This is a genomic window from Campylobacter sp., assembly GCF_019423325.1.
Classification (GTDB): domain Bacteria; phylum Campylobacterota; class Campylobacteria; order Campylobacterales; family Campylobacteraceae; genus Campylobacter_B.
Genome location: NZ_JAHZBQ010000003.1, coordinates 233,227 through 259,129 on the forward strand (window position 1 = coordinate 233,227; position 25,903 = coordinate 259,129).

24 protein-coding genes and 1 pseudogene are annotated in these 25,903 nt (G+C 47.6%); 14 read left to right on the plus strand and 11 right to left on the minus strand.

Going from position 1 to position 25,903, the window contains the following annotated elements; all coding sequences use genetic code 11:
- Positions 1 to 6 precede the first annotated feature (6 nt).
- Positions 7 to 2,025, plus strand: a complete 2,019-nt coding sequence (gene uvrB, locus QZ367_RS08985) for an excinuclease ABC subunit UvrB (protein WP_291939872.1) — start codon at positions 7 to 9, stop codon at positions 2,023 to 2,025.
- 1,219 nt (positions 2,026 to 3,244) lie between these two features.
- On the opposite strand, the gene QZ367_RS08990 is transcribed toward uvrB, so the two are convergent.
- The 8 genes and pseudogenes from QZ367_RS08990 to der all read right to left on the minus strand — a co-directional run bounded on the left by QZ367_RS08990 (position 3,245) and on the right by der (position 10,125).
- Entirely contained in the window at positions 3,245 to 3,706 is a 462-nt protein-coding gene (locus tag QZ367_RS08990; protein WP_291939874.1) for a hypothetical protein, read from the minus strand.
- A gap of 475 nt (positions 3,707 to 4,181) precedes the next feature.
- Positions 4,182 to 4,595 (minus strand): hypothetical protein, encoded by a 414-nt coding sequence (locus tag QZ367_RS08995; protein WP_291939876.1) that lies wholly within the window; start codon positions 4,593 to 4,595, stop codon positions 4,182 to 4,184.
- Positions 4,596 to 4,619: 24 nt separating this feature from the next.
- Complete coding sequence (locus QZ367_RS09000; RefSeq protein ID WP_291939878.1) at positions 4,620 to 5,957, minus strand: PFL family protein; 1,338 nt, start codon at positions 5,955 to 5,957, stop codon at positions 4,620 to 4,622.
- A gap of 9 nt (positions 5,958 to 5,966) precedes the next feature.
- Positions 5,967 to 6,233, minus strand: coding sequence for an ACT domain-containing protein (locus QZ367_RS09005; protein WP_005871308.1), 267 nt, complete (start codon positions 6,231 to 6,233; stop codon positions 5,967 to 5,969).
- 58 nt (positions 6,234 to 6,291) lie between these two features.
- Positions 6,292 to 6,789: a DUF2628 domain-containing protein gene (locus QZ367_RS09010; RefSeq protein ID WP_291939882.1), complete on the minus strand. Its 498-nt coding sequence runs from the start codon at positions 6,787 to 6,789 to the stop codon at positions 6,292 to 6,294.
- Positions 6,790 to 6,799: 10 nt separating this feature from the next.
- Positions 6,800 to 7,771 carry a tryptophan--tRNA ligase gene (gene trpS, locus QZ367_RS09015; RefSeq protein WP_291939886.1) on the minus strand — a complete coding sequence of 324 codons (972 nt, stop codon included), beginning with the start codon at positions 7,769 to 7,771 and terminating at the stop codon, positions 6,800 to 6,802.
- Between the two features lie 487 nt (positions 7,772 to 8,258).
- Positions 8,259 to 8,753, minus strand: a pseudogene (locus QZ367_RS09020) (shikimate kinase); the annotation flags it as partial.
- Complete coding sequence (gene der / locus QZ367_RS09025) at positions 8,740 to 10,125, minus strand: ribosome biogenesis GTPase Der (protein ID WP_291939889.1); 1,386 nt, start codon at positions 10,123 to 10,125, stop codon at positions 8,740 to 8,742. The pseudogene QZ367_RS09020 and the gene der, both read right to left, overlap by 14 nt.
- Before the next feature lie 468 nt (positions 10,126 to 10,593).
- Between der and QZ367_RS09030 the strand changes: the two genes are divergently transcribed.
- The 13 genes from QZ367_RS09030 (at position 10,594) to QZ367_RS09090 (ending at position 22,557) form a co-directional block, all read left to right on the plus strand.
- Positions 10,594 to 11,499, plus strand: coding sequence for a DMT family transporter (locus tag QZ367_RS09030; protein WP_291939892.1), 906 nt, complete (start codon positions 10,594 to 10,596; stop codon positions 11,497 to 11,499).
- A 6-nt stretch (positions 11,500 to 11,505) separates the two neighbouring features.
- Entirely contained in the window at positions 11,506 to 12,438 is a 933-nt protein-coding gene (locus QZ367_RS09035; protein ID WP_291939895.1) for a DMT family transporter, read from the plus strand.
- 161 nt (positions 12,439 to 12,599) lie between these two features.
- Positions 12,600 to 13,091: a BadF/BadG/BcrA/BcrD ATPase family protein gene (locus QZ367_RS09040; protein WP_291939898.1), complete on the plus strand. Its 492-nt coding sequence runs from the start codon at positions 12,600 to 12,602 to the stop codon at positions 13,089 to 13,091.
- Between the two features lie 15 nt (positions 13,092 to 13,106).
- A complete protein-coding gene (locus QZ367_RS09045) occupies positions 13,107 to 13,409 on the plus strand; it encodes a 2-hydroxyacyl-CoA dehydratase family protein (RefSeq protein ID WP_291939901.1) in 303 nt (100 codons plus the stop codon).
- 72 nt (positions 13,410 to 13,481) lie between these two features.
- On the plus strand, positions 13,482 to 14,342 hold the full coding sequence (locus tag QZ367_RS09050) for a substrate-binding domain-containing protein (RefSeq protein ID WP_291939906.1): 861 nt from the start codon (positions 13,482 to 13,484) through the stop codon (positions 14,340 to 14,342).
- On the plus strand, positions 14,335 to 15,108 hold the full coding sequence (locus QZ367_RS09055; protein ID WP_291939909.1) for a 4Fe-4S binding protein: 774 nt from the start codon (positions 14,335 to 14,337) through the stop codon (positions 15,106 to 15,108). The genes QZ367_RS09050 and QZ367_RS09055 overlap by 8 nt, the downstream gene beginning before the upstream one ends.
- Positions 15,108 to 15,935: a radical SAM protein gene (locus QZ367_RS09060; RefSeq protein ID WP_291940146.1), complete on the plus strand. Its 828-nt coding sequence runs from the start codon at positions 15,108 to 15,110 to the stop codon at positions 15,933 to 15,935. Before QZ367_RS09055 ends, QZ367_RS09060 begins: the two co-directional genes overlap by 1 nt.
- A gap of 261 nt (positions 15,936 to 16,196) precedes the next feature.
- Complete coding sequence (locus tag QZ367_RS09065) at positions 16,197 to 17,747, plus strand: flavocytochrome c (protein WP_291939912.1); 1,551 nt, start codon at positions 16,197 to 16,199, stop codon at positions 17,745 to 17,747.
- Between the two features lie 662 nt (positions 17,748 to 18,409).
- Entirely contained in the window at positions 18,410 to 19,153 is a 744-nt protein-coding gene (locus QZ367_RS09070) for an amino acid ABC transporter substrate-binding protein (protein ID WP_291939914.1), read from the plus strand.
- Between the two features lie 93 nt (positions 19,154 to 19,246).
- A complete protein-coding gene (locus QZ367_RS09075) occupies positions 19,247 to 19,996 on the plus strand; it encodes an amino acid ABC transporter substrate-binding protein (protein WP_291939916.1) in 750 nt (249 codons plus the stop codon).
- Positions 19,993 to 20,661 (plus strand): amino acid ABC transporter permease, encoded by a 669-nt coding sequence (locus tag QZ367_RS09080; protein WP_291939919.1) that lies wholly within the window; start codon positions 19,993 to 19,995, stop codon positions 20,659 to 20,661. The genes QZ367_RS09075 and QZ367_RS09080 overlap by 4 nt, the downstream gene beginning before the upstream one ends.
- Positions 20,661 to 21,395 (plus strand): amino acid ABC transporter ATP-binding protein, encoded by a 735-nt coding sequence (locus QZ367_RS09085; protein WP_291939922.1) that lies wholly within the window; start codon positions 20,661 to 20,663, stop codon positions 21,393 to 21,395. Before QZ367_RS09080 ends, QZ367_RS09085 begins: the two co-directional genes overlap by 1 nt.
- A 25-nt stretch (positions 21,396 to 21,420) precedes the next feature.
- A complete protein-coding gene (locus QZ367_RS09090; protein WP_291939925.1) occupies positions 21,421 to 22,557 on the plus strand; it encodes a PLP-dependent aspartate aminotransferase family protein in 1,137 nt (378 codons plus the stop codon).
- A gap of 348 nt (positions 22,558 to 22,905) precedes the next feature.
- Here the strand turns inward: QZ367_RS09090 and QZ367_RS09095 are convergent, their stop codons facing one another.
- The 3 genes from QZ367_RS09095 to QZ367_RS09105 are packed head-to-tail and all read right to left on the minus strand — an operon-like array spanning position 22,906 to position 25,807.
- Positions 22,906 to 23,895, minus strand: coding sequence for a DNA adenine methylase (locus QZ367_RS09095; protein WP_291939927.1), 990 nt, complete (start codon positions 23,893 to 23,895; stop codon positions 22,906 to 22,908).
- The gene (locus QZ367_RS09100) at positions 23,895 to 25,016 is read right to left on the minus strand and encodes a DUF91 domain-containing protein (protein WP_291939932.1); all 1,122 of its coding nucleotides are present in this window, start codon (positions 25,014 to 25,016) and stop codon (positions 23,895 to 23,897) included. The genes QZ367_RS09095 and QZ367_RS09100 overlap by 1 nt, the downstream gene beginning before the upstream one ends.
- Entirely contained in the window at positions 25,016 to 25,807 is a 792-nt protein-coding gene (locus tag QZ367_RS09105) for a DNA methyltransferase (RefSeq protein ID WP_291939935.1), read from the minus strand. The genes QZ367_RS09100 and QZ367_RS09105 overlap by 1 nt, the downstream gene beginning before the upstream one ends.
- Positions 25,808 to 25,903 lie beyond the last annotated feature (96 nt).

The window sequence follows — 25,903 nt, forward strand, 5'->3', positions numbered from 1 at the left end:
ATTTAAATGAAAATATTACCCAATTTTGGCTTTAAAAAAGGAAAAATTTTGCAAAATTTTAAAATCGAGAGCAAATTCTCCCCAAGCGAGGATCAAGAAAAAGCGATCGAGGGCATCGTCGCGGGCTTTCAAAGCGGCAATAAATACCAAACTCTTCTCGGCGTTACCGGCTCGGGTAAAACTTTTACCATGGCAAATATCATCAAGCGTCTTGAAATTCCAGCGCTCGTAATGACACATAATAAATCTCTCGCGGCGCAGCTTTATAGCGAGTTCAAGGGCTTTTTCCCGCAAAATCACGTCGAGTACTTCATCAGCTACTACGATTATTATCAGCCCGAGGCCTACATCCCAAGACAGGATCTTTTCATCGAAAAGGACAGCGACGTAAACCAAGAGCTCGAGCGCTTGCGGCTAAGCGCCACTGCGAGCTTGCTAAGCTTCGACGACGTCATCACCGTGGCATCGGTTTCGGCAAACTACGGCCTGGGCGATCCCGCCGAATACAAAGGCATGGTGCTATTTTTTGAGATCGGATCAAAATTTAGCACTAAATTTTTGCTTCGCAAGCTTGTCGATATGGGCTACAAACGCAACGACGATTTTTTTGATCGCGGGAATTTTCGCGTAAACGGCGACGTGATCGACATCTACCCCGCATATTTTAACGACGAGGCGTTTAGGATCGAGTTTTTCGGCGACGAGATAGAGGCGATGTATCATCTGGACGTGCTAGAAAACAAAAAGACGCAGAGCGTCAAAAAATTTATTCTCTACCCGACGAGCCAGTTCATCGTAGGCGAGCAGCGCCTGAAATCGACGATCAAAGGGATCGAGGAGGAGCTTGAGCAGAGGCTGAAATTTTTCGAGAACGCGGGCAAGCTCGTCGAGGCGCAGCGGCTGAAAGGGCGAGTGGAATTTGACCTTGAGATGCTGGGCGCTACGGGGATGTGCAAGGGGATCGAAAACTACGCGCGTTATCTGACCGGTCAAAAGCCGGGCGAGACGCCCTATTCGCTCTTTGATTACTACGAGAGCAAGGGCAAGGACTATCTCGTCATCGTCGATGAAAGCCACGTGAGCTTGCCGCAGTTTCGCGGGATGTTCGCAGGAGATCGCAGCCGAAAAGAAACGCTCGTAGAATACGGCTTCCGCCTGCCTAGCGCACTTGATAACCGCCCGCTGATGTTTGATGAGTTTATCAATAAAAAGGCTAAATTTCTATTCGTCTCCGCAACGCCAAATGATTACGAGCTTGGTCTTAGCCGCGGAGCCGTATATGAGCAGATACTGCGCCCGACGGGACTGCTCGATCCGCAAATTATTTTAAAAGACAGCGACAACCAGGTCGAAATTTTACACGATATGGCAAAGGAGGTCATCGCGCGCGACGAGCGAATTTTGGTTACCGTGCTAACCAAAAAGATGGCGGAGGAGCTGAGCAAATACTATCTGGAGCTTGGGCTTAAGGTCAAATATATGCACTCGGATATAGATGCGATCGAGCGCAACGAACTCATCCGCGGCCTACGCAGCGGCGAATACGATATGCTAATCGGTATAAATTTGCTCCGCGAGGGGCTCGATCTGCCCGAAGTAAGCCTTATCGCGATCATGGATGCCGACAAAGAGGGCTTTTTGCGCTCGCGCACGAGCCTAATTCAGACGATGGGGCGGGCTGCGCGAAACGTGCACGGGCAGGTCGTGATGTTTTGCAAAAAGATCACCGCTTCGATGCAAGAGGCGATCGACATTACCCAAAAGCGCCGCAAATTTCAAGATGAATACAACCGCGCCCACGGCATAACCCCGCATTCTGCGAGCCGCAATATCGAGGAGAGCCTAAAGATCGAGGACGGCACCGAAATTTTAAGAAAGGGTGCCAATTTAGAGAAGATGCCCGCCGCCGAGCGCGCCAAGATCGTAAAAGAGCTTCGCAAGCAGATGCTCGATGCCGCGGCAGCGCTGGAGTTTGAAAAGGCCGCTGCACTACGCGATGAGATCGCAAAACTTAGGAAGCTGTAAATCGCGAGACTCGAAACGCCCTGAAATTTCGTCGTGAAATTTGCACGTTAAATTCCACCTGGCGGAGCGTAAAATTTGCGCGCGCAACACAGAGCGAAATTCACGCGCCAAATGCCGTCCATGCAGAGCATTAAATTTGCACGATATGCGCGGCAAATGCCGCGAGGTAGAGCGTAAATTTGGGCGCGCAAACTCTGCGAGGCGAGTTTTAAAATTTACTCGTTAAATTTAAGATAGTCTGCGCGCGAAATTTATAGATCGATTTTCTCGCCAAATTTGCACTCCGCGCCGTTGCCATCGCAGACGCCCGATCCGTAATTTGCAAGCCAAATTTACCCGCGCTTTAAATTTCCGCTTTCAGATTACTTTGATCTCAAATTTTACGCGGCGGCGCCTGCGCGGCGATCTGCTTTATAAGTTTCAAAACAGACCGCCAAGAGCTTTAAAATTTCACGGGCAAGCTCTGCGAGCGAAATTTTATAGAATTTCAAAAAGGCGTGAATTTTACGGCAAAATTTCATAAAATTTCAAAGAATGCAAAATTTCGCTGCGCGCCTCTTTGCTTATGGCGCTTTTTGATTCGCGTTCTGCGCGCCAAATCGCTAAATTCGCGACGCACGTCCCGTCCTTTCCTAGACGCCCGATCCGTAAATTTACGCGCCGAACTTTTTGTTTCAGCTCGCTTTCGATCCGTAATTTACGAGCCCGATTTACGGCAGTCCGTGCTATCGCACTCTATACCGCCGCGCGCCTTTACGCTTTTTTCTCGCTTTTTTTTGCATCTCTCCGCACCCATATTCGACTTTTTCCCGCGCGCGCCCTGCGTTAAATTCTGTTGCTTCGCTCGCTCAATCCGTAGCGGCTATGAGCGGACATGCACCCAGACGCCGAGTTTGCGCGTACTTTTTACGCGCCGTTGTGCGCGGATACTTTCAAAATTTTACGTAGAATTCCAAGACTGCCTGCACCTACATTCGCGCCGCGGTCATAAACGCTCGCTTTTAAGGGCACGAAAGAGGGATTTGCGCGACACAGCGCGGGAAATGAAATTTAGACGCTGCCTTGTCAAAGCGCATCTTAGCCGCCGCAGTGCGCCACAAAATTTCAAAACGGCAACGAGCCGCGATTTAAATTTATCCGCGGGAGTGCGCCATAGTGTGCCGATCTGCGCGCTACGTAAATTTTAAAATCGCCTCTAAATTTAAAATTTTATCCGCGGTTAATACTCTCTGCTAAGCTCTAAATTTTCCACGCGCAGCGGTCTTTCGCCCTCGAAAATCACCCCGATGCCGAAAGGCTCGCAAATATCAAGCGCGCCCTCGGCAAATCTCATCAGCCACTGCGTATCGCGCGCGTAAAACGTGCATTGCGGAAGCTCAAACGGCAGATCGCAAACGGGCGCGTCAAGCAGTCTAAGCTCATCCTCGCCCAAACGATACTCGCGCCTAAGCTCGTCTCGTAGGAAGGCGAGGGCGTCTTTTACGTACCGATCAATGTCTCGGGCGATGCGCCGAGCAAGCGAAATCGTCTCATCGCCCACATCCGCCGTATCTGCAGACACGAGGCAAAACGGCACCTCACCGAAGCTTTCGCTTTTTAGCTTCAGCTCCGCGTACCAAATGAAGCCCTCGTCCGTTGCGACCTTTTCAAGCTCGCCAAATTTCCAAGCCATTTTTTGCATTTTATTTCCGCCTCATATTTTCGCGTCGTTTTTTAAAATTTCGATGCTGCACCTGTTTTTGCGCGCTGTGTTTAAATCCGCCGCCGAAATAGAATCCCGCTCGCTTTTTAAGCGGACGAGCAATGATAACGAAACAGGTTGCTTTTAAATTTTAAAATTTCAATGCAAGCCGCTTTAAAATTTAAAATTTTAAAAGACCCGCCGCTTGTCCGCCGCGAGCGGTAATGAAATTTTAACGCCTCGCCTTACAACGAAATTTTAAAATTTTAGCGCGCCGCGGGGATCGCGCGCCGTAGAGACAGTGCACCGTAAAATTTCACGCCGTAAAATTTAAAAGCGAAATTCCGCGCCGAAATTCTAATTCAAAATTCCACGCCCGTAGCACAGAATTTAAAGCCCGAAAAATTCCATCGCGGCGACTTAGAATTTTACTCGTTAAATTTTACGAATTTTATGCGCTTTTAAATCCGCAAATTTAATACGCCTTTACGAGCCGTAAATTTTTTAGGTATATGACGCCGTCAAAAACGCCGCCTCCATTCGGCGCAGGCCAAGAAATGGCAATTCTTTTCGGCTCCTCGTCGTATTTTGGCTCGCAATAATTCTTTGAGCAGTCTATTTTAAATACCTCTTTATCATTGCTATCAAAATCCGTTTGGGTAGAATTTTTAGGAATTTCCAGCGTGTGGATTATACGATACGGCTCGCCCTCTTTTGTGCGGGCGGACATTATTTTTATTAGCGTGTCAGTGCTGCCGTCCGAGGTCCTATAGACCCCGTCTTGCCCCAAGCCCGCCAGCTCAAATTTTTTCTCTTTGTTATAAAATGCCGAGATTATAGAGCAGCCGCTAAAAAGCAAAGCCGCCGCAAATAACGCAAACGCTCTCATCTTTCCTCCTTAGGTCGGTTAAATTTAGTTCTTAAAACTATGAATAGGCGCGGGGATCTGGCCGCCGCGGGCGATGAAATCGGCAGATGAGTTTTTATTTACGCTCATCACGGGCGCGCTGCCTAGAAGCCCGCCAAACTCCAGCGTGTCGCCCTCTTTGCCTTTTGGGATGATGCGCACGGCGGTCGTTTTTTGATTTATCACGCCGATCGCGGCCTCGTCGGCTATGATCGCCGCGATCGTCTGCTCGGGCGTATCCTGTGGGATCGCGATCATATCGAGCCCCACCGAGCAGATCGCGGTCATCGCTTCGAGCTTTTCCAAATTTAGCGATCCTGCGCGCACTGCGGCGATCATGCCCTCGTCTTCGGAAACAGGGATAAACGCGCCGCTGAGCCCGCCTACTTGGTTGCACGCCATCACTCCGCCCTTTTTGACCGCGTCGTTTAGTAGCGCAAGCGCAGCCGTCGTGCCATGCGTACCGACGCGCTCCAGCCCCATCTCCTCAAGCACGCGCGCGACTGAATCGCCCACCGCAGGGGTTGGGGCTAGTGATAGATCGACGATGCCAAATTTCACGCCTAGGCGCTCAGACGCCATTTGGCCGACGAGCTGTCCGATGCGCGTGATCTTAAACGCCGTCTTTTTTACGGTCTCGGCGACCACGTCAAAGCTCGCCCCGCGCACCTTCTCAAGCGCGCGCTTAACGACGCCGGGGCCGCTGACGCCCACGTTTATGACGACCTCGGCCTCGCCCACGCCGTGAAATGCGCCCGCCATGAAGGGATTATCCTCGACGGCGTTGGCAAATACGACGAGCTTTGCCGCGCCCAGATCTGAAAGCCGCGCCGTCTCTTTGATCACGCGCCCCATATCGGCGACCGCGCTCATATTTATGCCCGTCTTGGTCGAGCCGATATTTACCGACGAGCAGACCTTCTGCGTCGCGGCGAGCGCGGCAGGGATGGAGTCGATTAAAATTTTATCGCCCTTTGCGTAGCCCTTTTGCACGAGCGCCGAAAAGCCGCCGATAAAGTCGATACCGACCTTTTGCGCCGCCTCGTCCATCGCTCTAGCAAGCGGGACGTAGTCAGTGGCGTTCGTCGTCGCGCCGATGATGGCGATAGGCGTTACGCAGACGCGTTTATTTACGATCGGGATGCCGAGTTCTGCTGAAATTTCATTGCCGACCTTTACCAGATCGCGCGCCTTGTCTGTGATCTTGGCGTAAATTTTCTCCGCGGCTTTGCCCATATCGGGATCGATGCAGTCAAGCAAGCTGATGCCCATCGTGATCGTGCGGATGTCGAAATTTTGCTCCTCGATCATCGCGATCGTTTCGGTTACGTTTTTGATGTCCATCTGTGCGCCTTAGATGTTGTGCATGGCGTCAAATATCGCCGAGCTTTGGATGTTGATCTTTACTTTTAGCTTTTCGCCAAGCTCGTTTAGCTCCTCTCTTAGTGCCGTGAAGTCCTGCTTTTCCTCGCTTGAAACCACCGCCATCATCGTAAAAAACTCGTCCAAAACCGTCTGGCTGATGTCGTCTATGTTTAGCCCAAGCTGCGCGAGCTTGGCCGAAACGCCCGCCACAATGCCAACCTTGTCCTTACCGATCACCGTTACGATCGCTTTCATTCTTACTCCTTTTTAAAATTTATTTAGCCGTTTTAAGTGCGGAAGCCCTTTAAAACGACTAAGCCTTGCCGCCGTTTGAAATTATCAGCGCAAACACGATTGCGACCAAAGCGTAAAATATTACCGCGAGCCATATCGCCCATCTATTCACGCCGCCGCCCTTTCTTAGGGCTTCATCGTCCTGTTTATCCAGCAATGAAACAAAACTATAGCAAACGAAATATTTCGCCATAGTTCCGCTACTGACGCTAATCGCCATTCCTATACTTCTATCATATTCATCCAAAAACGGAATAAAGCAGGTAGCCACCACAACGGCAAATAGGGCTGCAGCAATTTTGTACTCCTTGCGGTACAGAAAAAAGAACAGCGTACCGAAAAAGGCCCACCAACTCCACGTGCTTACGTAAGTTAGTTCGCGCTGCTTGCCGGCGCCGAAAAATTTCTCGCAGGTGCGTGCGTAAATTTCAACCTTGCTAGGGGTTTGCAAGAAAATTTCCAACTTCTGTCGAAGCAGCTTACCGTCAGATAAAATTTCTCTAGCGTAATCCGTCATCTCACCCTCCTTAGCGATAAATCCCCACGGCGGCGCGAACCTTTTGCATCAATGAAGCAGCCGTCGCAGCCGCTCTTTGCGCGCCCTGTCTTAGCATCTCGTCTAAAATTTCGCGGTGGCTTTGATAGTATTCGAATTTATCTCGCGCGTCTTTGAAGTAGCCGAGTACTAGCTCGTTTAGATACGCCTTAAAGTGCCCGTGCCCCTCGCCTCCGCGCTCGTAGCGAGCCCGCAGCGCCGCTTGTTCTGCCGCCTCGCTTAAAAACAGCTTCGCGATATTATAGACATTACATCCGCGCCACTGCTTAGGTGCCTCCAGCGGCTCGGAGGTCGTTACGATACTTGAAATTTGCTTCTTTAGCGTCGCGGCATCTGCAAAAATATCGATCGTATTGCCGTAGCTTTTGCTCATCTTGGCACCGTCCGTGCCCGGCACGATCGCCACTTCATCATTTACGCGCGCTTGCGGAATAGTTAAAATTTCGCCGTGGGCGTTGTTAAATTTAAGCGCGATGTCGCGGGCGATCTCGACGTGCTGAATCTGATCCTTGCCCACGGGCACGACCTCCGCGCTGTATAGCAGGATGTCCGCCGCCATCAGCACGGGGTAGCTAAACAGATCGTGCTTGCTCTCAAAGCCCTTGGCGATCTTGTCTTTGTACGCGTGCGCTCGCTCGAGTAGCCCCATCGGCGTATACCCGCTTAAAATCCAGTAAAGTTCCAGCACCTCTTTTACGTCGCTTTGCACCCAAAACACCGTCTTTTTCGGATCGATCCCCAGCGACAAAAACGCCGCGGCGGCCTCGTAGGTTGAGCTTTTAAGCTTTGCGCCGTCGCTTACGGACGTGAGCGCATGGTAGTTTGCGATAAACATAAACATCTGCTCTCCCGCGTTTTGCGCATCCACCATCTGCTTGATGCTCGCGAAGTAGTTGCCCAAATGCAGCTTGCCGCTGGGCTGAAGACCCGTTAAAATTCTCATCGTTGCTCCTTTAAATCAAAATCAAATCGCCGTCTACGAAGCCTGCGGCAACGTGCTCGTACTTAAAAATTTTTGCATCTGGCATCTGCTCTCGCAGCTCGCGCAAAGCCTGCACGAGCATTTTTAAAACCTGCCGCCACGAAAGTTCGCTTAAAAAATCAAGCTGCAAGCGCGAGCTTTGCGGATAAAACTCATCCTCGTCCTCGCACGCCCAGTCGTCGTCATCCGCGTCATAACTGCTCGATCCCGCCAGCTGTAGCGCGTAAGGCTCGTAAAGATCGAAGTGCCACGCGATTACGCGCTTTGGAATTTGCTCGCGCTCTAAGCCCTCTAGTAGCTCGCGCAGCTTTTGCTTTAGCGCCTCTTTCTTTTCAAGCTTATCGCTTTTGTCCTCTTTACCGTGCGGCTTGGAATTTTTGCCGCCGCCAGAGCACTTTTGTTTAGACATCTTTTTTCCTTTCAAGCCTAGCCCGTCGCAGGCGGAGCAAATTTCTTTTACGATCTTTTTTACGCTTTTATTTTCCACGTCGATTACTATGTCGGCCTTTTTTTCATAAGCCCCGTCTCTTTGAGCGTGCAGCGCCGCGGCCTTTTGCAGATCGGCTAGCAGCGGGCGCTTGGCAAATTTTTTCTCCGCGTTCTCGCTGTTTTTTAAGCGCTCGATTATCCCTTCAAAGCTTGATTTCAGATACACGACGGTGCCGATTTTGTTTAAATTTTTCACGGCGTAAAAGCCGCCGCCTGTAGAGATCACGGCGCAGCGGACGGACTTTTCTAAAAATTTCGCAAGGCCCTCTTCCATCTTTCTAAAGCTCTGCTCGCCCTGCTCTTTAAAAATTTGCCCGATCTTTTTATTGGCGTAGCTTTCGATCATATCGTCGCAATCAAGCGCAAACATCCCGCTTTGCACAGCCAGCGCCCGTGCCACCGTGCCCTTACCGACCCCCATAAAGCCGATGAGCACGATGTTACCGCTCTTCATCGCTCTCCCCTTTTTTGCGCGGCAGCAGCACTAGCGGACTTCCCGAAAGAGCAAAGCTCGCGCGCAGTCTGTTCATCAAATAGCGCTTGTAGCTAAAATGCAGCGCTTGCGGGCGGTTCATCACAAGAGCGATCTTCGGCGGCGCAAAACCGATCTGCGCGGCGTAGTAAATTTTAACCGATTTGCCCCGCTCGCGAGGTATCGGATGCGCCTTTATCGCGGCTTCTACCGCTTCATTGATCTTTGCGGTGCCGAGCTTACGCGTAAAATTTGAATAAACCTCCAAAATGAGCGGGTAAATTTTATGGATCCGCTTCCTGTCCGTCGCGCTGACGCTGATGATCGGCGCGTAGGAAAGAAATTTAAACCTATCTCTCAAATCGCGGCAAAACTCGTCGTAATCGCGCTCGCAAAGATCCCATTTGTTTAAAATTATGATTAGACCTAGTTCAAATTTAGCCGCAAGCCCCGCGATGCGCTCGTCCAGCTCGTTTAGCGGCTCGCTTGCGTCAAGCACCAAAAGCGCGATGTCGGAGTTTTGTAAAATTTTTTCGGTGCGATTTAGCGCGAAGCGCTCGATGCCTTCGATCTTACCGCGACGGCGAATGCCCGCTGTGTCGATAAACTCTAGCGTACGCCCCCCAAATTCCGTGCTTTCGTTCACCGGATCGATCGTCGTGCCCGCATAATCGCTCACGACCGAGCGCTGCGAGCCCACAAGCGCATTTAGAAGGCTTGATTTGCCGACGTTTACCCGCCCGATGATACCCACGCCGATGGTTTTACTAGCGTAAAATTCCTCGTCGCGCCCCTCTTTCGGCTCGCCCTCGTCGTTAAAGCCCTCTATAAAATCATCAAAAATTTCATCCTCATCCTGCCTCGCGGGCGCAGGATCCAAAAAGCCGTAGATCCACTCTTTTAGCTCGTCGATACCGCTGTTGTGCGAGACGGAGATCGGGAAAAATTTAACGCCGAATTCGTTAAACTCCCAGCTGCGCTCCTCGTCGCGCTTGCCGTCGATCTTATTGACCGCCAAGGCGATGGGCTTGCCAAGCCTTTGCAGCGAGAAAAATATCCGCCGCTCATCATCGCTTGGAAGCAGCTTGCCATCCGTCATAAAGATTATCAAATCCGTGCTCTTGGCTTCGCTTAGCGTCTTAGCTTGCACGCGCGTAAACAGCTCGGAGGTGTCGTCCAGGCCGCCCGAATCGATCACGCGCACGCGGCGATCGAAAATTTCGGCTTCTGCTCTATTGGTATCGCGCGTAGTGCCCGCAACGTCGCTAGTAATGGCGATGCGAGCGCCCGCTAAGCGGTTAAAAAGGCTCGACTTGCCGACGTTGGGGCGCCCGATGATGATCAAACTTTTCACGTTCGTCCTTGTAATTTTTGGCGCGATTATAACCAAAAATAGATTAAAGCCAAATTCTACGCGCTCGCTCGCGGAGCTAAGCGACAAAATTTTATGAAATTTAGGCGCTAAATTTAGCGAAATTTTATCGCGACACTAGCAAAACGCCGCTCGTAAAAAGTCACCAAGGCGCGAGCCATCGCCGAATATATCGCCGAGGCGGGACTGTGCGTAAATTTCATAAAATTTAAATACCGAAGCCTGGCGAGAAAACTAGCAACCAAAGCGTGAAACGGGCGCAACTGCGCGAAAGCATATAAACCCGCAGCTACGCAAATTTGGCTGCTTTGCGCATTCAAGCGCCGAATTGCAAAAACGAGCCGTCGCGCCAGGCGCGCGAAAGCAGGAGGCGCGGCGAAATATTAAAACGGCGGAATATTAAAATTTAATCATTATGCGTGTATAATTTCGCAAATTTAAAGGGTCGCGATGAAATACAACAACTTCTTGCTGCACCATCTAAGCGTGTATTATATGCTGATGGCGTGCTTTTACAACTCTCTTACGGGCGTTTTCGCCAAGCTTTTGGGCGCGCAAATTTCATCGCTTGAGGTCGTGCTCTTTCGCAATCTGCCAGGACTTCTGATCCTGCTTTATAAAATCAAGGCGCGTCCCCGCGCGGCGCGCTTCGCAAACAAAGGCGGTCATCCTTTTACGCTTGCGTTTCGCGGTATTATCGGGATTTTGGGGCTAATGGTGTTTTTTTATAACGTCGTAAACATCAGCCTCGGCGAGGCATTTACCTTTCAAAAAACGGCGCCCATTTGGACGGCGATAATCGCATACTTTACCCTCGGCGAAAAATTCGGCGCGATGGGCTGGTTCTCGGTCTGTCTCGGATTTGCGGGCATCGTTTTGGTAATTCAGCCGCAGTTTGGCTTGCAGCCGAGCGATGTTTTTGGAATTTTAAGCGGATTATTCGCCGCGATGGCGCTTACCTCCGTGCGCGGGCTACGTAAATACTATAGCTCCGATACGATCATCCTCTCTGCGCTTCTTGCCGGCACGCTAATGCCCGCAGCGCTTATGATAGCGGCGGAATTTATAGATGCGCCCGCGCTTAGCTTTATGCTTTGCAAATTTAAAATTCCAAACGCGCAGGGCTGGCTCTTTGCCGTGCTTTTGGGGCTGCTGGGGCTATTTTATCAAACCTACGTCACCAAGGCCTACGCCGCGACGCGAAAAGCGGGCATAGTAGCTACGATCAGCTACGCAGACATCATCTTTTCGACGCTATTTGGGCTGCTGCTAGGCGACGCCCTGCCCGGTTTAATGGCACTTTCGGGCATGGCGCTCATCATCGTCGCGGGCAGGCTCGTGGCGAACCGAAAGTAGCGCGCGATGAAACAAAAATTCTACTCCGCGTTTTGGCTAAAACATCTGGGCGTTTACTACATGCTCGTAGCAAGCTTTTATTTCGCGCTAAACGGCGCGCTAGCCAAGGTCATGGCGGAGCGGATGAGTAGCGCTGAGATCGTGTTTTTCCGCAACGTCGTAGGCATCGCGATCGTGCTGTTTTCGCTAAGGCGGGTAAAAAATCTGGGCCCGGGCGGCAAGCCGTGGCTGCTCGCGTTTCGCGGTTTTATCGGCAGCTGCGGTATCTTAGCGACCTTTTACAATATCGCTCACATCGATCTTGGCACCGCTTTTACCTTCCAAAAGACGGCACCCATTTTCACCGCGCTATTTTCGGCGTTTTTCTTAGGCGAAAAGCTAAGCTCTAAGGGCTGGTTTGCGATACTGCTGGGCTTTGGCGGAATTTTACTCGTCGTGCGCCCGCACATCGGCATCAGCGTAACCGACGCGGTGGGAATCTTCGGCGGCATGTGCGCGGGGCTTGCATACACGAGCGTGCGCGAGCTCCGCAAACACTACGCCACCAACCTCATCGTGCTGGTTTTCGTCTCGTCCGCTACCTTTCTAAGCGCGATGATGATGGTTGCGGGCTGGGCGCTTGAAGGTAGCGAGGTTAAAATTTTAGGACTTTTCAGCGGCGCGGATTTAGCGAAGCTCGCTTACTTCAACCCGCCAAGCCTTTTTGACTGGGTGCTCGTGGCGCTTCTGGGTGTCAGCGGTATCTACTTTCAAATTTACATGACGCGCGCCTACGCCGCTTCACGCAAAGCGGGCATAGTCGCCGCGATCAGCTACAGCGACATCCTATTTAGCATGGCACTCGGCATTATGCTAGGCGATCATCTGCCCGGTCCGATCGTGCTAGCAGGCATTGCGGTGGTGATTTTAAGCGGAATTTTAATCGCCCGCGAGCGCTAAATTTAAATCTAAATTTAAAACTAATTCAAACGCGCCGAGGGGCTAAATTTCATCCGCGTCGCCCGCCTGCGATAAATTTCAGTGATATAAAAGTCTTAAAAAGCTAAGATTGCGATAAAGTTCTACGGTGTAGAAATATTTTTCGATGGATTTAAAATTTTATGCATTTTATCGGTACCAACATCGGCGGGGCGTCGTCAAAGCTCTCCGTTATGGACGAACGCGGCGAATTTTGCGAGCTGTTTTTGCTGCCAAGCGGCTTTAGCGCGGTCAAGGTCGCGCGCCAGATCAAGCAAAATTTGGAGCAAAAAGGCTACGGCGATGGCTTCGTGACGGCTACGGGCTACGGGCGCATTAGCGTGGAGTACGCACAGCTTAGCATGAGCGAAATTTTATGCCACGGCCTTGGGGCGCACTTTTTGTTTGAGCAAGACTGCACCGTAGAGGGCATGGGCGGGCAGGATACGAAGGCGATCAAGACCCTAAACGGCAAGCCTGCGGATTTTATCATGAACGACAAATGCTCGGCGGGCACGGGCAAATTTTTAGAGATCAGCGCGGGCCGCCTGGGGCTAGAACTAAGCGAAATTTACAAAACCGCCCGCAAAAATCCCGCGATCAAACTAAGCCCCCCCATGCATGGTTTTTGCTGAGACTGTCCTCGCTAAGTGCAAACGAAGGGCGATCCGGTAGCAAATATCGCCGAGCGCTACTTCAAAATTCCATGCTCGGTGATGTATCAAAACGATGCCAGAGGCGATATTATCAAGGAATTTATCCGCGAGTATCAAGCAGACGGCGTCATCGACGTCGTGCTAAGCGGCTGCCACACCTACGCGACCCTGACAAACAGGATCAAAGAGGCGAGCCGCGAAGCAGGAGCGAACTATATGTCGCTAAAGACTGATTATTCAAAACAGGGCGTCAGGCAAATTCGCACGCGCTCGGAAGCGTTTATCGAGCTACTTTAGCGAGTCTTACTTGAAATTTTGAAATGAAGAATTTTCTAAATTTAAAAACAAACCAAAGAAAGGAGAAGTTGCATGAAATTTAAAGAGATAGACGAATCTCGTCGCGGCTTTTTAAAAGGAGCTTTGGCGGCGGCAGCCATCGCCGGACCCGAATCGATGCTCGCCGGCTTCACGCCGTTTAAGCCTGATTCGCTGCAGGTTTGGTCGTGCGGAGGTTTATCTGAGGCTTTTGCGCAGATAAACGCAGTGTACGAGTCCAAAACGGGGCATAATATCCAGTACACTGGCGCCTTTGCAGGTGCGCTCGGAAAGTCGCTACTGGCCTTGCAGGGCAAGACGGAGGTTTTCGGCGCTCGCGTTTTGGAGCTAAGCCAAAAACTACGCAAGGCTGGCCTTAGCCTTCGCTTTAGACCGCTATGTTTTACCGACTACGTTTTAGTAGTGCCGAAGGGAAATCCCGCGGGCATTCGCGATCTAAAGGATCTAGCAGAACCCGGCGTGCGTGTGATGCTGCCGCTAAGGGCTTCGCCTCCGGGCAGCGGACCGGTAAAGGGAATTTTGAAAAATTCCGGCCTTACCGAGCCTGTTATGAAAAATATGATCGCCAACGGTTCATGCGTCATCCAGATGATGTGCGATCTGGTAGATGGCAAGGGTGATGCGTCCATCATCGAAAAGCGCCTAACGACGCACGATAGATTTAAAGACAAAATCGAATACATGCCTATCGACGAGAAACTCATCCCGCCCGGGCCGCTTACCTTTACGCTAAATATCATGAAATACGTAAAAGACGAGAAGCTTGCCGATGACTTTGCAGACTTCGTCTGCTCCGTGGAGGGGCAGGAAATTTTCGAGCGTCACGGCTTTACCTCCATCCATTCGGCGCGCGGGCTCGAACTCATAGAAAGGTTTGGTGTAAAAGATGTTTAGTATAGTAAATATGGCAAAGATGAAAAAAGTCTCTAGGCTAACTAAAATTCGTCGCTTGGTGCAGCTGATTTTTATCGGCGCGATCGGGCAGTGGGCATACTACGGGATTTTTAGATGCCCTTTTATCGCGCCTTTCGTAAACTGCCAATCCTGTCCGATCGTCACGTGCTGGGGGCGGATCGCGACCGTGTTTTTCGGCTTTTGGCTATTTATCCCCGTGCTTGTTATTTTCCTTGGGCGCGCGTTTTGCGGCTGGCTTTGCCCAGGCGGATTCGTAAATCAAATGCTAGGTAAATTTGCTATTTTTAAGCTTAAAATTCGCAATAAAAAGCTTAGATTTGCGCAGATAGGCATGGTTCTAGCCGTATTGCTTAGCGCGGGCGTATATTTTATCTACGGCAATCCTCGCGTCATGATCCCTATCCGCACCAGCGACGAGTATCTCAACGCCGTTATCATGTCTTTTAAATTTTCCGACTGGTACTGGGCAGTTCGCACTGCCGTCGTCGTAGCTCTTATCGCCGCGTCCTTGATCGTCGCAAATTTATGGTGTCGCTTCGCCTGTCCTAGCGGCGGCATAATGGAGCTACTGCGTAAAATTTCAATATTTCGCGTTTACAAAACAGACGCCTGCGATAACTGCAATGCTTGTTTGCGCAAATGCGAAATGGGCACGAGACCGGACGAGATGAACTGCACAAACTGCGGCGATTGTATGGATGTTTGCCACGCGGACGCCATCAAATTCGGAAGGAAAAAAGATTGATGAATTTTTTCGCCAAGCCCTCTTTCGACAACCACCCCTGCTTTAGCAAAAAAGCGTCCGCCGCCTACGGGCGCGTGCATCTTCCCGTAGCGCCGCATTGCAATATCCAGTGCAATTTTTGCAACCGCATCTACGACTGCGCCAACGAAAATCGCCCCGGCGTAACAGGGAGGGTGCAGAGCCCGGATGAAGCCGCGCTATACGTGGAAAATCTATTTAAATTTAGACAAGATATCTCGGTCATCGGCATCGCAGGGCCAGGAGATCCTATGTGTGATGCCGACAAGACCCTAGCGATCTTTGAAAAATGCAAAGCCCGCTTCCCTCACGCCCTGCTTTGCCTATCCACAAACGGCCTAGCTCTGCCCGAGCACGTGGACGATATCGTGCGAATCGGCGTGAGCCACGTGACGGTAACGGTCAATGCCGTAACGCCGGGCGTAGGCGGCAAAATTTATGCGTGGGTGCGCCACGGAAATAGAATTTACCGCGGCGAAGAGGGCGCTAGAATTCTTGGGGCGCGCCAAGAGGAAGGGATCCGCAAACTAAAAGAAGCCCGCATGATCGTAAAGATCAATACGGTCGTAATCCCTGGCGTAAATATGGCTCACGTCCCGCAAATCGCGGAAAAAGCTAAGGAGTGGCGAGCCGATATCATGAACTGTATGGCGATGATCCCCGTGCATGATACCCCTTTTGCAAATATCAAATCGCCCTCTAACGAAGAAATTCGCAGCATGCGAAAGTTAATCGGCGGCTCAATGGCGCAGATGACTCACTGCAGCAGGTGCCGCGCCGACGCATGCGGTAAGCTTTGCGAGAGATAAAGACCTGCTTTTAGCGGGTCTTTTATCCGGTGCAGAATACACTCCCATAGCGCACAAAATTTTATGAAAAGATTTAAATTTAGAATTTGTCTAAATTCAGAACTAGCAAGCAGCCGATAAGCGGCTTTTTGGCTGCGGCGGTTTTTTAAAATTTAAAAACAATTTTTAAATAATATTATTTTGTTTTTATTTAACTTTGGCTATAATACTCGCAAAATTAGGCATCAAAAAACCGTATAACGGTAAAATAAAGGAGACATCATGGAAAAAGTTTCAAGACGTGATCTGCTCAAAATGAGCCTAGTTGGCGCGGGAGCTTTAGCGCTCGGCTCCGTAAACGCAAATGCTGCGGTAAACGCTAAAGACGTCAAATTTGACGAAGAGTGGGACGTAGTTATCGTGGGCTCTGGTTTTGCAGGACTTGCAGCTGGTATCACCGCAGCCGAAAAGGGCAACAAAGTCCTAATCCTAGAAAAGATGGGACGCGTCGGCGGCAACTCCGTTATTAACGGCGGAATTTTTGCCGTTCCAAACAGCGACAAACAAAAAGCAGAAGGCATCAAAGATAGTAACGAGCTATTTATCAAAGACTGCCTAAAAGCCGGCCGCGGACTAAACCACGTAGATCTAATCGACACTATCGCTACTCGCGCGCAAGACGCATATAAACTAACTCTAAAATGCGGCGCTAAATACATAGATAAAGTTACTCACGCAGGCGGACACAGCGTACCTAGATCGCTTCAAACAGCTAACGGCTCAGGCTCAGGTATCGTTCAGCCGATGGTAGAATACTTTAAAAACCTACAAGGCTGCGAGCTAAGACAAAGAGCTAAATTTGACGAATTCGTCCTAGGCGAAGACGGCGGCGTAGACGGCGTGATCATCAGAGAGGATTATAAATTCGACTCAAAGAGCCAAAAAGACGACGCCGAAAACACTACCGGAACTAAAAAGACTATAAAAGCTAAAAAAGGCGTAGTACTAGCTGCGGGCGGATTTTGCCGCGACGTATTCTTTAGACAGGTTCAAGACCCGTCTATCCTACCTACCACAGATAGCACCAATCACCCGGGCGCAACAGCAGGCGCTATGAAAGAGGCATTTAGGATCGGCGCAACTCCGGTGCAGCTAAGCTGGATACAGTTTGGTCCATGGGCATGCCCTGACGAAAAGGGATTTGGCGTAGGCTCTATGTTTAACGTAAACGGAAGCTTCCGCTACGGAATTTCAGTCGATCCAAGAACCGGCAAACGCTATATGAACGAACTAGCAGACCGCCGCACACGCTCTCAAGCTATGTTTAAAGTAATCGACGCAAAAGCCGATATCTATCCTATCAACTTCTGCGATAGCGAGGGCGTAAAAAACATGGTCATACCTGAGCACTACACTAAACCGCTAGAGTCCGGCGTACTAAAGAAATTTGAAACTCTAGACGAACTAGCGGCAGCTTATAAAATCCCTGCTGCAGAGCTAAAAAAGACAGTCGAGAGATACAATAGCTTCGTTAAATCAGGCAAAGACGAGGACTTTGGCAAACCTATGGATAAAACCACTACAAACGGCGTAGATATCTCTAAAGCTCCTTTCTACGCTATGCGCGGTACGCCAAAACTCCACCACACCATGGGCGGTATCGACATCAATACCAAAGCGCAGGTCATCTCTTTACAAACCGAGATGCCTATCCCAAGATTATTTGCAGCAGGCGAGATCACCGGCGGCGTACACGGAGCTAGCCGCTTAGGTAGCGTGGCGATCGCAGACTGCTTAACGTTTGGTATGATTGCGGGTGAGAATATAGGCTAATTTGCGGCGTCTTTCGGACGCTTTTTGCGGATTTTGTTAAAATTTGACTCGATAGGCTACATGCCTTATCTTCGTCAAATTTTAACTTCAAACCTAAAATCAGCCTCGAAACACTTGCAAATTTTATTTTAATCGCAGGCTGAATTTAAAGTTAAATTTGAAAATTCGGCTTGCGGTACTTCATTAAATTTTATCGCTTGATGAACGAAATGTTCTATCTGCACTCTAAAATTTAGATCCGCCTCGCCTAAAGCTCGCGATAATTCGTTTTAAATTTGCATTTTTTGAGTGCTTTTACGGAGTTTGCTAAAATTTTGCCCGACAGGCTATTTTGCTTCGTTTCACTCACAACTGCAAGCAGAAGTCTAGCTTGCGCAATTTTTAGCTTCTAACTCAAAAAATCGCCTCGAAATACTTGCAAATTTTATTTTAATCGCAGGCCGAATTTGGTCTGTGATACTTTTACCTAATAAACTTGAAATTTTATAAATCACCTCTGTCAAAATTTTAAAAATATATGAGCTAAAGTTTTGTCATGCAGGCGAAATTTTGTATCACGTCTTACTAAAATTTAAAATTTTTAATAAAAATTATATATTCCGCACGATATAATCGCGCATCTGCTCGCAGCGCGAGCGATAGCTAAATTTCAAGGAGATGTAATGAAAATATTTAAAGCCCTGCTCGCAACAGCGCTAATCACCGCCACCCTAAGCGCTAAGACGCTTAAAGAGGGCACGCTCGTAATAGCTACGGAGGGGACTTACTCGCCGTATTCTTTCTATGACGAGAAAAATAATCTTACCGGCTTTGATGTCGATATCGCTCGCGCACTGGCAAAAGAGCTAGGGCTAAAGGCGGAATTTTTAACCGCGCCGTGGGATGCGATGCTCGCGGCATTTGACGCAGGCAAAGCGGACATAGCGATGAATCAAGTAAGCATCACGCAGGAGCGCAAGAAAAAATATAATTTCAGCGAGCCTTATACCGTGGCTTATGCTGCGCTGGTAGTACGAGCTGATAACGAAGGGATTAAGAGTTTTGCGGATCTTAAAGGCAAAAAAAGCGTCCACTCCGCTACCAGTAACTGGGCGGACATGGCGCGCAGCTATGGCGCTGATATCGTCACAGCAGACGGATTTAGCAAGGGCGTGGAGCTCATCATAGCTCGTCGCGCAGACGCTACGATCAACGACAATATCACATTTTTCGACTATATGAAGCAGCGCCCAAACGCCCCGCTAAAGATCGCAGCTCAAGGTAATGAGCCGATCTATTCCGCCGTGCTACTTAAAAAGGACGACGAGCTGACGGCGCAGATAAATTCCGCGCTAAAATCGCTAAAGCAAAAAGGCGTTCTGAAAGAAATTTCACTTAAATATTTTGGCAAAGACATTACGGAGTAAATTCTACAACCGCTTAGTTGAAGCGTGGGATTTTAAACTTGGTTGGGCGGAATTTCGCATTTTAAATTTCGCTCATAAAATTTTGGAGGAATTATGAAAAATTTAATAAAAACTTTGCTTGCGTGCGCGCTTTTAATATGCGGCGCAAACGCTAAAACACTACGCGAAGGCACGCTTAAAGTAGCTACGGAAGGCACCTTTTCGCCATTTTCGTATTATAACGACAAAAATGAGCTCGTAGGATACGACGTAGATGTCGCGCGCGCAGTCGCCGAAAAACTTGGTCTAAAAATAGAATTTCTAACCGCGCCTTGGGATGCGATGCTTGCAGCATTTGATGCAGGCAAGGCAGACGCTGTGTTTAATCAAGTAAGCATCACTGATGAGCGCAAGAAAAAATATGAGTATTCTGTGCCCTACACCGTCGTTTACGGAGCTATCATCGTGCATAAAGATAACAACGACATTAAAAGCTTCGAGGATTTAAAAGGCAAGAAAAATGCAGACTCCGCTACCAGCAACTGGGCGCAAGTCGCTAAAAAATACGGCGCGCAAAACGTAACCGTCGATAGTTTCGCTAAAAGTATGGAGCTGCTGATCGCTCGCCGCGTAGATACCGTCGTGCGCGACAATACCGTATTTTACGACTTTTTAAAACAACGTCCGGATGCTCCGATTAAGATCGCTGCAAAGCTAAAAGATGTCGATTATAGCGCTGCAATCGTGCAGAAGGGCAATAAAGAGCTCGCAGATCAAATCAGCAAAGCCTTAAACGAACTCAAAGCCGAAGGTAAGCTAAAAGAAATTTCGCTTAAATATTTCGGCAAAGATGTGAGTGAATGAACGAAACAAGCAGAATTCTAGAGCTTGTTAGCAGCTCGCTAGAGCCGATGGCGCTAGCCCTGTTACAAGTTACGATCCCGCTTACGATAATCTCATTTCTGCTCGGGCTCGTGCTTGCGGTGCTGACGGCGGTCGCACGCATCGCAAATTTTAAAATTTTAAAACAGCTAAGCGAAATTTATATTTGGATTTTTCGCGGCACTCCGCTTTTGGTGCAGCTTTTTATCGTCTATTTCGGGCTTCCAATCATCGGGATCACGCTTGATGTTTGGGCTGCTGCGATCATTACCTTTAGCCTAAATATCGGCGCTTACGCTTCAGAGGCGGTGCGAGCTGCGATCCTATCGGTGCCAAAAGGACAATGGGAGGCGGCTACCTCGCTAGGCATGAGCTACGCTCAAATTCTGCGCCGCATTATCGCTCCGCAAGCAGCGCGCATATCGCTGCCGCCGCTATCAAATATATTTATCTCTACGCTTAAAGACACCTCGCTCGTAGCCTCGATTACGATGGTTGATATGTTTATGGTCGCTCAACGTATCGCTGCACGGGCATTCGATCCGCTTACGTTATACGTACTGGCGGCACTATTTTATCTAGCAGTCTGCACCCTTCTTACGTTCTTACAATCCAAGCTAGAGCGACGATTTTCAAGGTTCGTGTGATGATAAAATTTACGAACTTAACTAAGTGCTTCGGCGATCACGTCGTGCTAAACGAGCTAAGCTTAGAATTTCGCGATGGGCAAACGACAGTGATTTTAGGAAGCTCCGGCTCCGGCAAATCCACGATGCTGCGTTGCATAAATCTGCTCGAAATTCCAAGCGGCGGCGAGCTACGGCTAGGCGAGTTTAAGATAAATTTCGATGCTCCGCATAAAACAAGCGAGTATCATCCGTTCCGCGCTCATACGGGCATGGTTTTTCAAAGCTTCAATCTCTTTCCGCACCTCAACGTCTTGCAAAACGTCATCGAAGCGCCCGTACACGTGCTAAAGCAGCCACGCGAGCTTGCCGAGGCAAATGCAATGGCGCTGCTAAAAAAAGTCGGTATGGCGGATAAAGCTGGCGCGTATCCGGCTCGCCTCTCCGGCGGTCAGAGCCAGCGCGTGGCGATCGCGCGGGCACTTGCGATGCAGCCTGAGTTTTTGCTGCTGGACGAGCCTACGAGCGCGCTTGATCCCGAGCTTGAGGCGCAGGTGCTAAAGACTATCGCAGAGCTTGCCGCAGAGGATCGCTCGCTTATCATCGTCACGCACAATATGGGCTTTGCGCGCAAGATCGCAGATAGAATTTTATTCTTAGACGGCGGAGTTATCGCATTCGACGGCGACGCAGAGGAATTCTTCGGTAGCAGCGATGAGCGCATAGCTAAATTTATCGGAGCGATGAGCTTTTAAATCCATTAAATTTTAAGGAGAAAAGATGAAAATAGATACCCTAATCGTAAAGGGCATAGAGGCTAAGTCCAACCCCCATAACGCGGTGATTCCGCCGATATATCTAGCCAGCACCTTCGTGCAAGAAAGCCTGGATGATTTCGGCAAATACGCCTATTCGCGCGGCGCAAATCCTACGCGCAACGCCTTCGAGGAACTTTTCGCAAAATTTGAAGGCAGCAAATACGCCTTCGCGCTAGCCTCGGGTATGGCGGCTACGAGCGCTGCATTTGCGCTGCTTAAAAGCGGCGATCGCGTGCTGTTAAATAATAACGTTTACGGCGGCACCTATCGATACGTAAGCGGGATTTTTAAAAATCAAGGGGTCAATTACGACTTAGTGGACGATCTAAATTTGATCACCGAAATTCCGAGCGACGTCAAAATGGTCTTCATCGAAACGCCGTCAAATCCGCTTTTGCGCGTAACCGATATTGAGCGCATCAGCGAGCTCGCGCATAAAAACGGCGCGCTTGTGGTGATGGATAATACCTTTTTGACCCCATATTATCAGCGCCCGCTAGAGCACGGCGCAGACGTCGTGGTTTATAGCGCGACCAAATACATAGGCGGGCATGCCGATCTGATCGCCGGCATCGTTACGACGAATGACGACGAGCTTGCCGCAAGAATTCAGTTTATGAAAAACACTCTGGGCGCGACGCTATCGCCTACCGACGCGTATTCTCTAATACGCGGACTTAAAACGTTAAGCGTGCGCTTCGACCGCCAGAGCGAAAATACGCTAAAGATAATAGAATTTTTACGCGGCAATCCTGCGGTAGAGGCGGTAAATTTTGCAGGCTCGCATTCGGCTAACGAAAAAGAGATACAAAATCGCCAAGCTGGCGGCATCGGAGCGGTCATCTCACTGGTGCTTAAGCCGCAATACGACTATAAAACCTTTGCGCGCAGCCTTGAGCTATTCGATCTGGCGGTTAGTCTGGGCGGCGTAGAAAGCCTGATCTGCCATCCTGCGTCGATGACGCACGAGAGCTATCCGCGCGAGCTGCAAGAGCGCATCGGCATCAGTCAAAATTTGCTGCGCCTAGCCATAGGTATCGAAAACGCGGACGATCTCATAACAGATCTTGCCACCGCGCTAGAAAAATCTAAAAAATAGGCGGCGCGAAATTTGCGCAAGCTTGCAAAATTTGCGCTAGCGCGAGCTTGATATTCTTTGTCTAGAATTTTACTCAGTAAGGATTTTTTGGATTTATAAGCCAAAAACCGTAAGCTTGTAATTTTAAAATTTCGATTTTGAGCTTGCGGCAAGTAAAATTCTAGGCTTTTCACCTATCGTGAATGGAAATTATAATTTATAAAGCTCGCTGAATTTTTATAAAAACATAAAAAATTTTCTAACTTTGCCTAGTCTTTAAAATTTTAGAGTAAGTAAAATTTCATACAAATTCCCCTTGGAGGCAGAATTCTACTATTAAAATTTACCGAATTTATACGTCCTAAAATTTTAAAATTTCTCTAAAATATGCAGATATTCTAGAGTAGAGTTTGCCTTATGATTGCGGTTTTGCTCCTTATCGGCACGAAACCTTTGGTACTGCCTCTTTACTAAATCATATCTGCCATATCTGCTTAAAATTTCTCGAATCTGCACCTCGCTCATAAGACCTTCATTGTTGTAGCTTAAAAAAATATATTTAAAATTTGCTTTTTTGATCAAATCCTCAAATACCATAATCGCCGTTCGCTTTTTGCACCAAAGTGATTTTTGATACTCTCTTAATCCCGTTTTACCGCGCGGCACGAAGTCGTCATAGAGCGTAATCGTATTTAGCAAATGGTAATTTGCTCCGTATTCGCGATGATTATACGGAGGGTCAAGATATAAAATATCGCCAGAAATTTTCTCGATTAGTTTATTTGCATCTGCCATATACACTTCATTTTGCCGCAATGGTGGCGTAAATTTTGCCAAACGAAAATTTAGAGGTTTTATGGCCGTTTTTTTAAAAATTTTTAAAAATGCACCGTAAACGGACGCCGTATTCGCCACCATATCGGCGCTTTCAAGCAGGCTCGCAATCATAGCGAAATACTCATTTGAGTCAGGCTTAAGCTCTGAAATTCCTTGTCTAATTGCATCGATTCTGCATGCGTTTTCATCACTAAAATATTGTCGTCCATTGCCGCCGCCAGGTGCATAAAATTCAAAAATTTTACCTTTTTTAGGTGGTAAATTAGCGTATTTATTTACTAAATTTTCTAAGTTGTTTTCGTCTAAGTCATTTTTTATATAGTGGTTATTTAAAGCGTAGCTATAAGGCTCTATATCGTTTGCGATTAACTTTTTAACACAATTTTTAAAGTATGTACCGACTACGCCCGTACCCGCGAACATATCACAAAACGTTAAATTAGATAAATCGCCACCCACGACCGAGCTTATACTCTCATCCAAAAAACCGAGCAATGAAAATTTTGAGCCAATATAGTTCATTAATAAGCTATCTCATTAAAAGATATTTGATCATTTAAGATAGTAAATTCTATATATCTTAATTTCAAACTATTTTTGATATTAAAATCCATAAACTCTGATATTAATTTATTGTAACTTGAAGAATTCTTATTTAAAATTTGCCTAGATACTAATACTGATACTAAATCGGACGGACGATTCGGAAGATAATATTGTTTAATCCAATCAACATATCTTTGAATTTGATGAGTTATACCGTGATAGGCTTCGCTTGATTTCAATTCTATAGGTATACAAATTTTGTTAATACCGTTTATTTTTGATAACATAATATCTATTCGTTGCATACCTACTCCGCAAGAGACTTCATTGCCTATCCATTCAAAATCTGAATCTGAATTAAAAATTTTCTCTATATTCTGTAAAATGTAAGCCTGCAGATGAGCCTCGAACTGTTGCCCTTTCTTGTATTTTGCTAAAAGTCGTGACAAAATACGGATAGGCTCGATTCTACCACTATAAATATTGCATTGTTGAGTTTGAACGATTTGCTGTGTATGCAAATTAAAGGTAAAATTTGAACCGATAAGGGGAACACAATTACTTCTTTCTCTAATAAGCTGTCGCAAACGCTCAAATTCATAAATAGTAATCATCGTATTTCCACGGTTACCTTTTAATTTCCTATATATCAAACTCCAAAGCATTTGATTCGGCGAATGTATATTTTTTATCTCATCAAGCGCCTCCCATTCAGTAACACCATTTGTATAGACCTCCAAAGGTTCAATTAAAATTCTAAAGATAAGCGATTTTTGTAATCTATCCATCAAAAATTGCAATCCATCATTATTATCTAAAAAGCCAAGGCTCTTTACTCTAAAAATGCCATAAAATTTACCCTCATTGATACCTTTGAAATAATTCTGTTGCAAATAGAAAATAACATTATCACCAATACGAATTCTGCTTATATCTGCAATCATTCCAAGCAAATTGTTTTCAGTCGCATAGTGTAAATTTGTAGTACCAACGTTATTAAAATCTATAAAATTATCCCCAGCACCAGTTCCCGCAAACATATATTCAAGGTGATATTTAAATGTATTATAATCAACTATAAAAACATGTGTAGTCATCAATATTCCTTTTTGAAAACTAAAATATACTCATGCTTAAAAATATAATAGTCATTTTTTAATGCACGATACCGCCAAATTCCGCCCGCTCCAAGTTTTCCGCGATTACCCTCGATATTTTTTACGATTACACCTTTTAGTCTAGTTTTAAAATTTCTTTTTATCATATCAAGACATAAAAACGATAGCGGTACAACCTCGCTATTTTTGTAAATATCACCGATAATAACGGCAAAGTATCTATCTTTAGCTAGAAAATTTAAAGAATTTTCGCAACTTTTCCTAAATCCAATCAAAAACTCATCTATGCTTTTACAGTTTGATAAGTCCGCCGGATTTTGGGTAAATCTGACAATATCATAATACGGCGGATGAAAAATCGCGAATGCTACTTGCTTTTGCCCTAAGAAATCAAGCGAATTTTGTATACAGATTTTAGCTGAGATACTGGCATTGTCGCATAAATTTAAAGCAAAAAAATCTTGTGGGCTACTGCTCATTTTAGCCTTTACATAGTTTAAAATTTGCTCATTTATATCAAGTCCGATGAACTTTCGTCCTAACTTTTCGCATTCAAAAAGACTTGTTCCACTACCGCAAAACGGATCCAGAACCGTTTCGCCTTTTTTAGTATAACGAGAAATCAACTGATACGCTACTTGCGGCACAAAATTTCCATGATAGACATTTTCATGTTTTCCACTTTTTTCGCGGCTTTTGATTAGCCACAGATCATCCGTCCAAACATCGCTTTCGTGCCAGTTTGATAAATCAATATCGTTAAATTTCATCTTTTACCTTAAATTTTTCACAATATACCTAAATCGCGCTGAAATTTTTACTAATCATCCAGGGCAAAATTTCTCTGCACTTTAAATTTAGCGGAG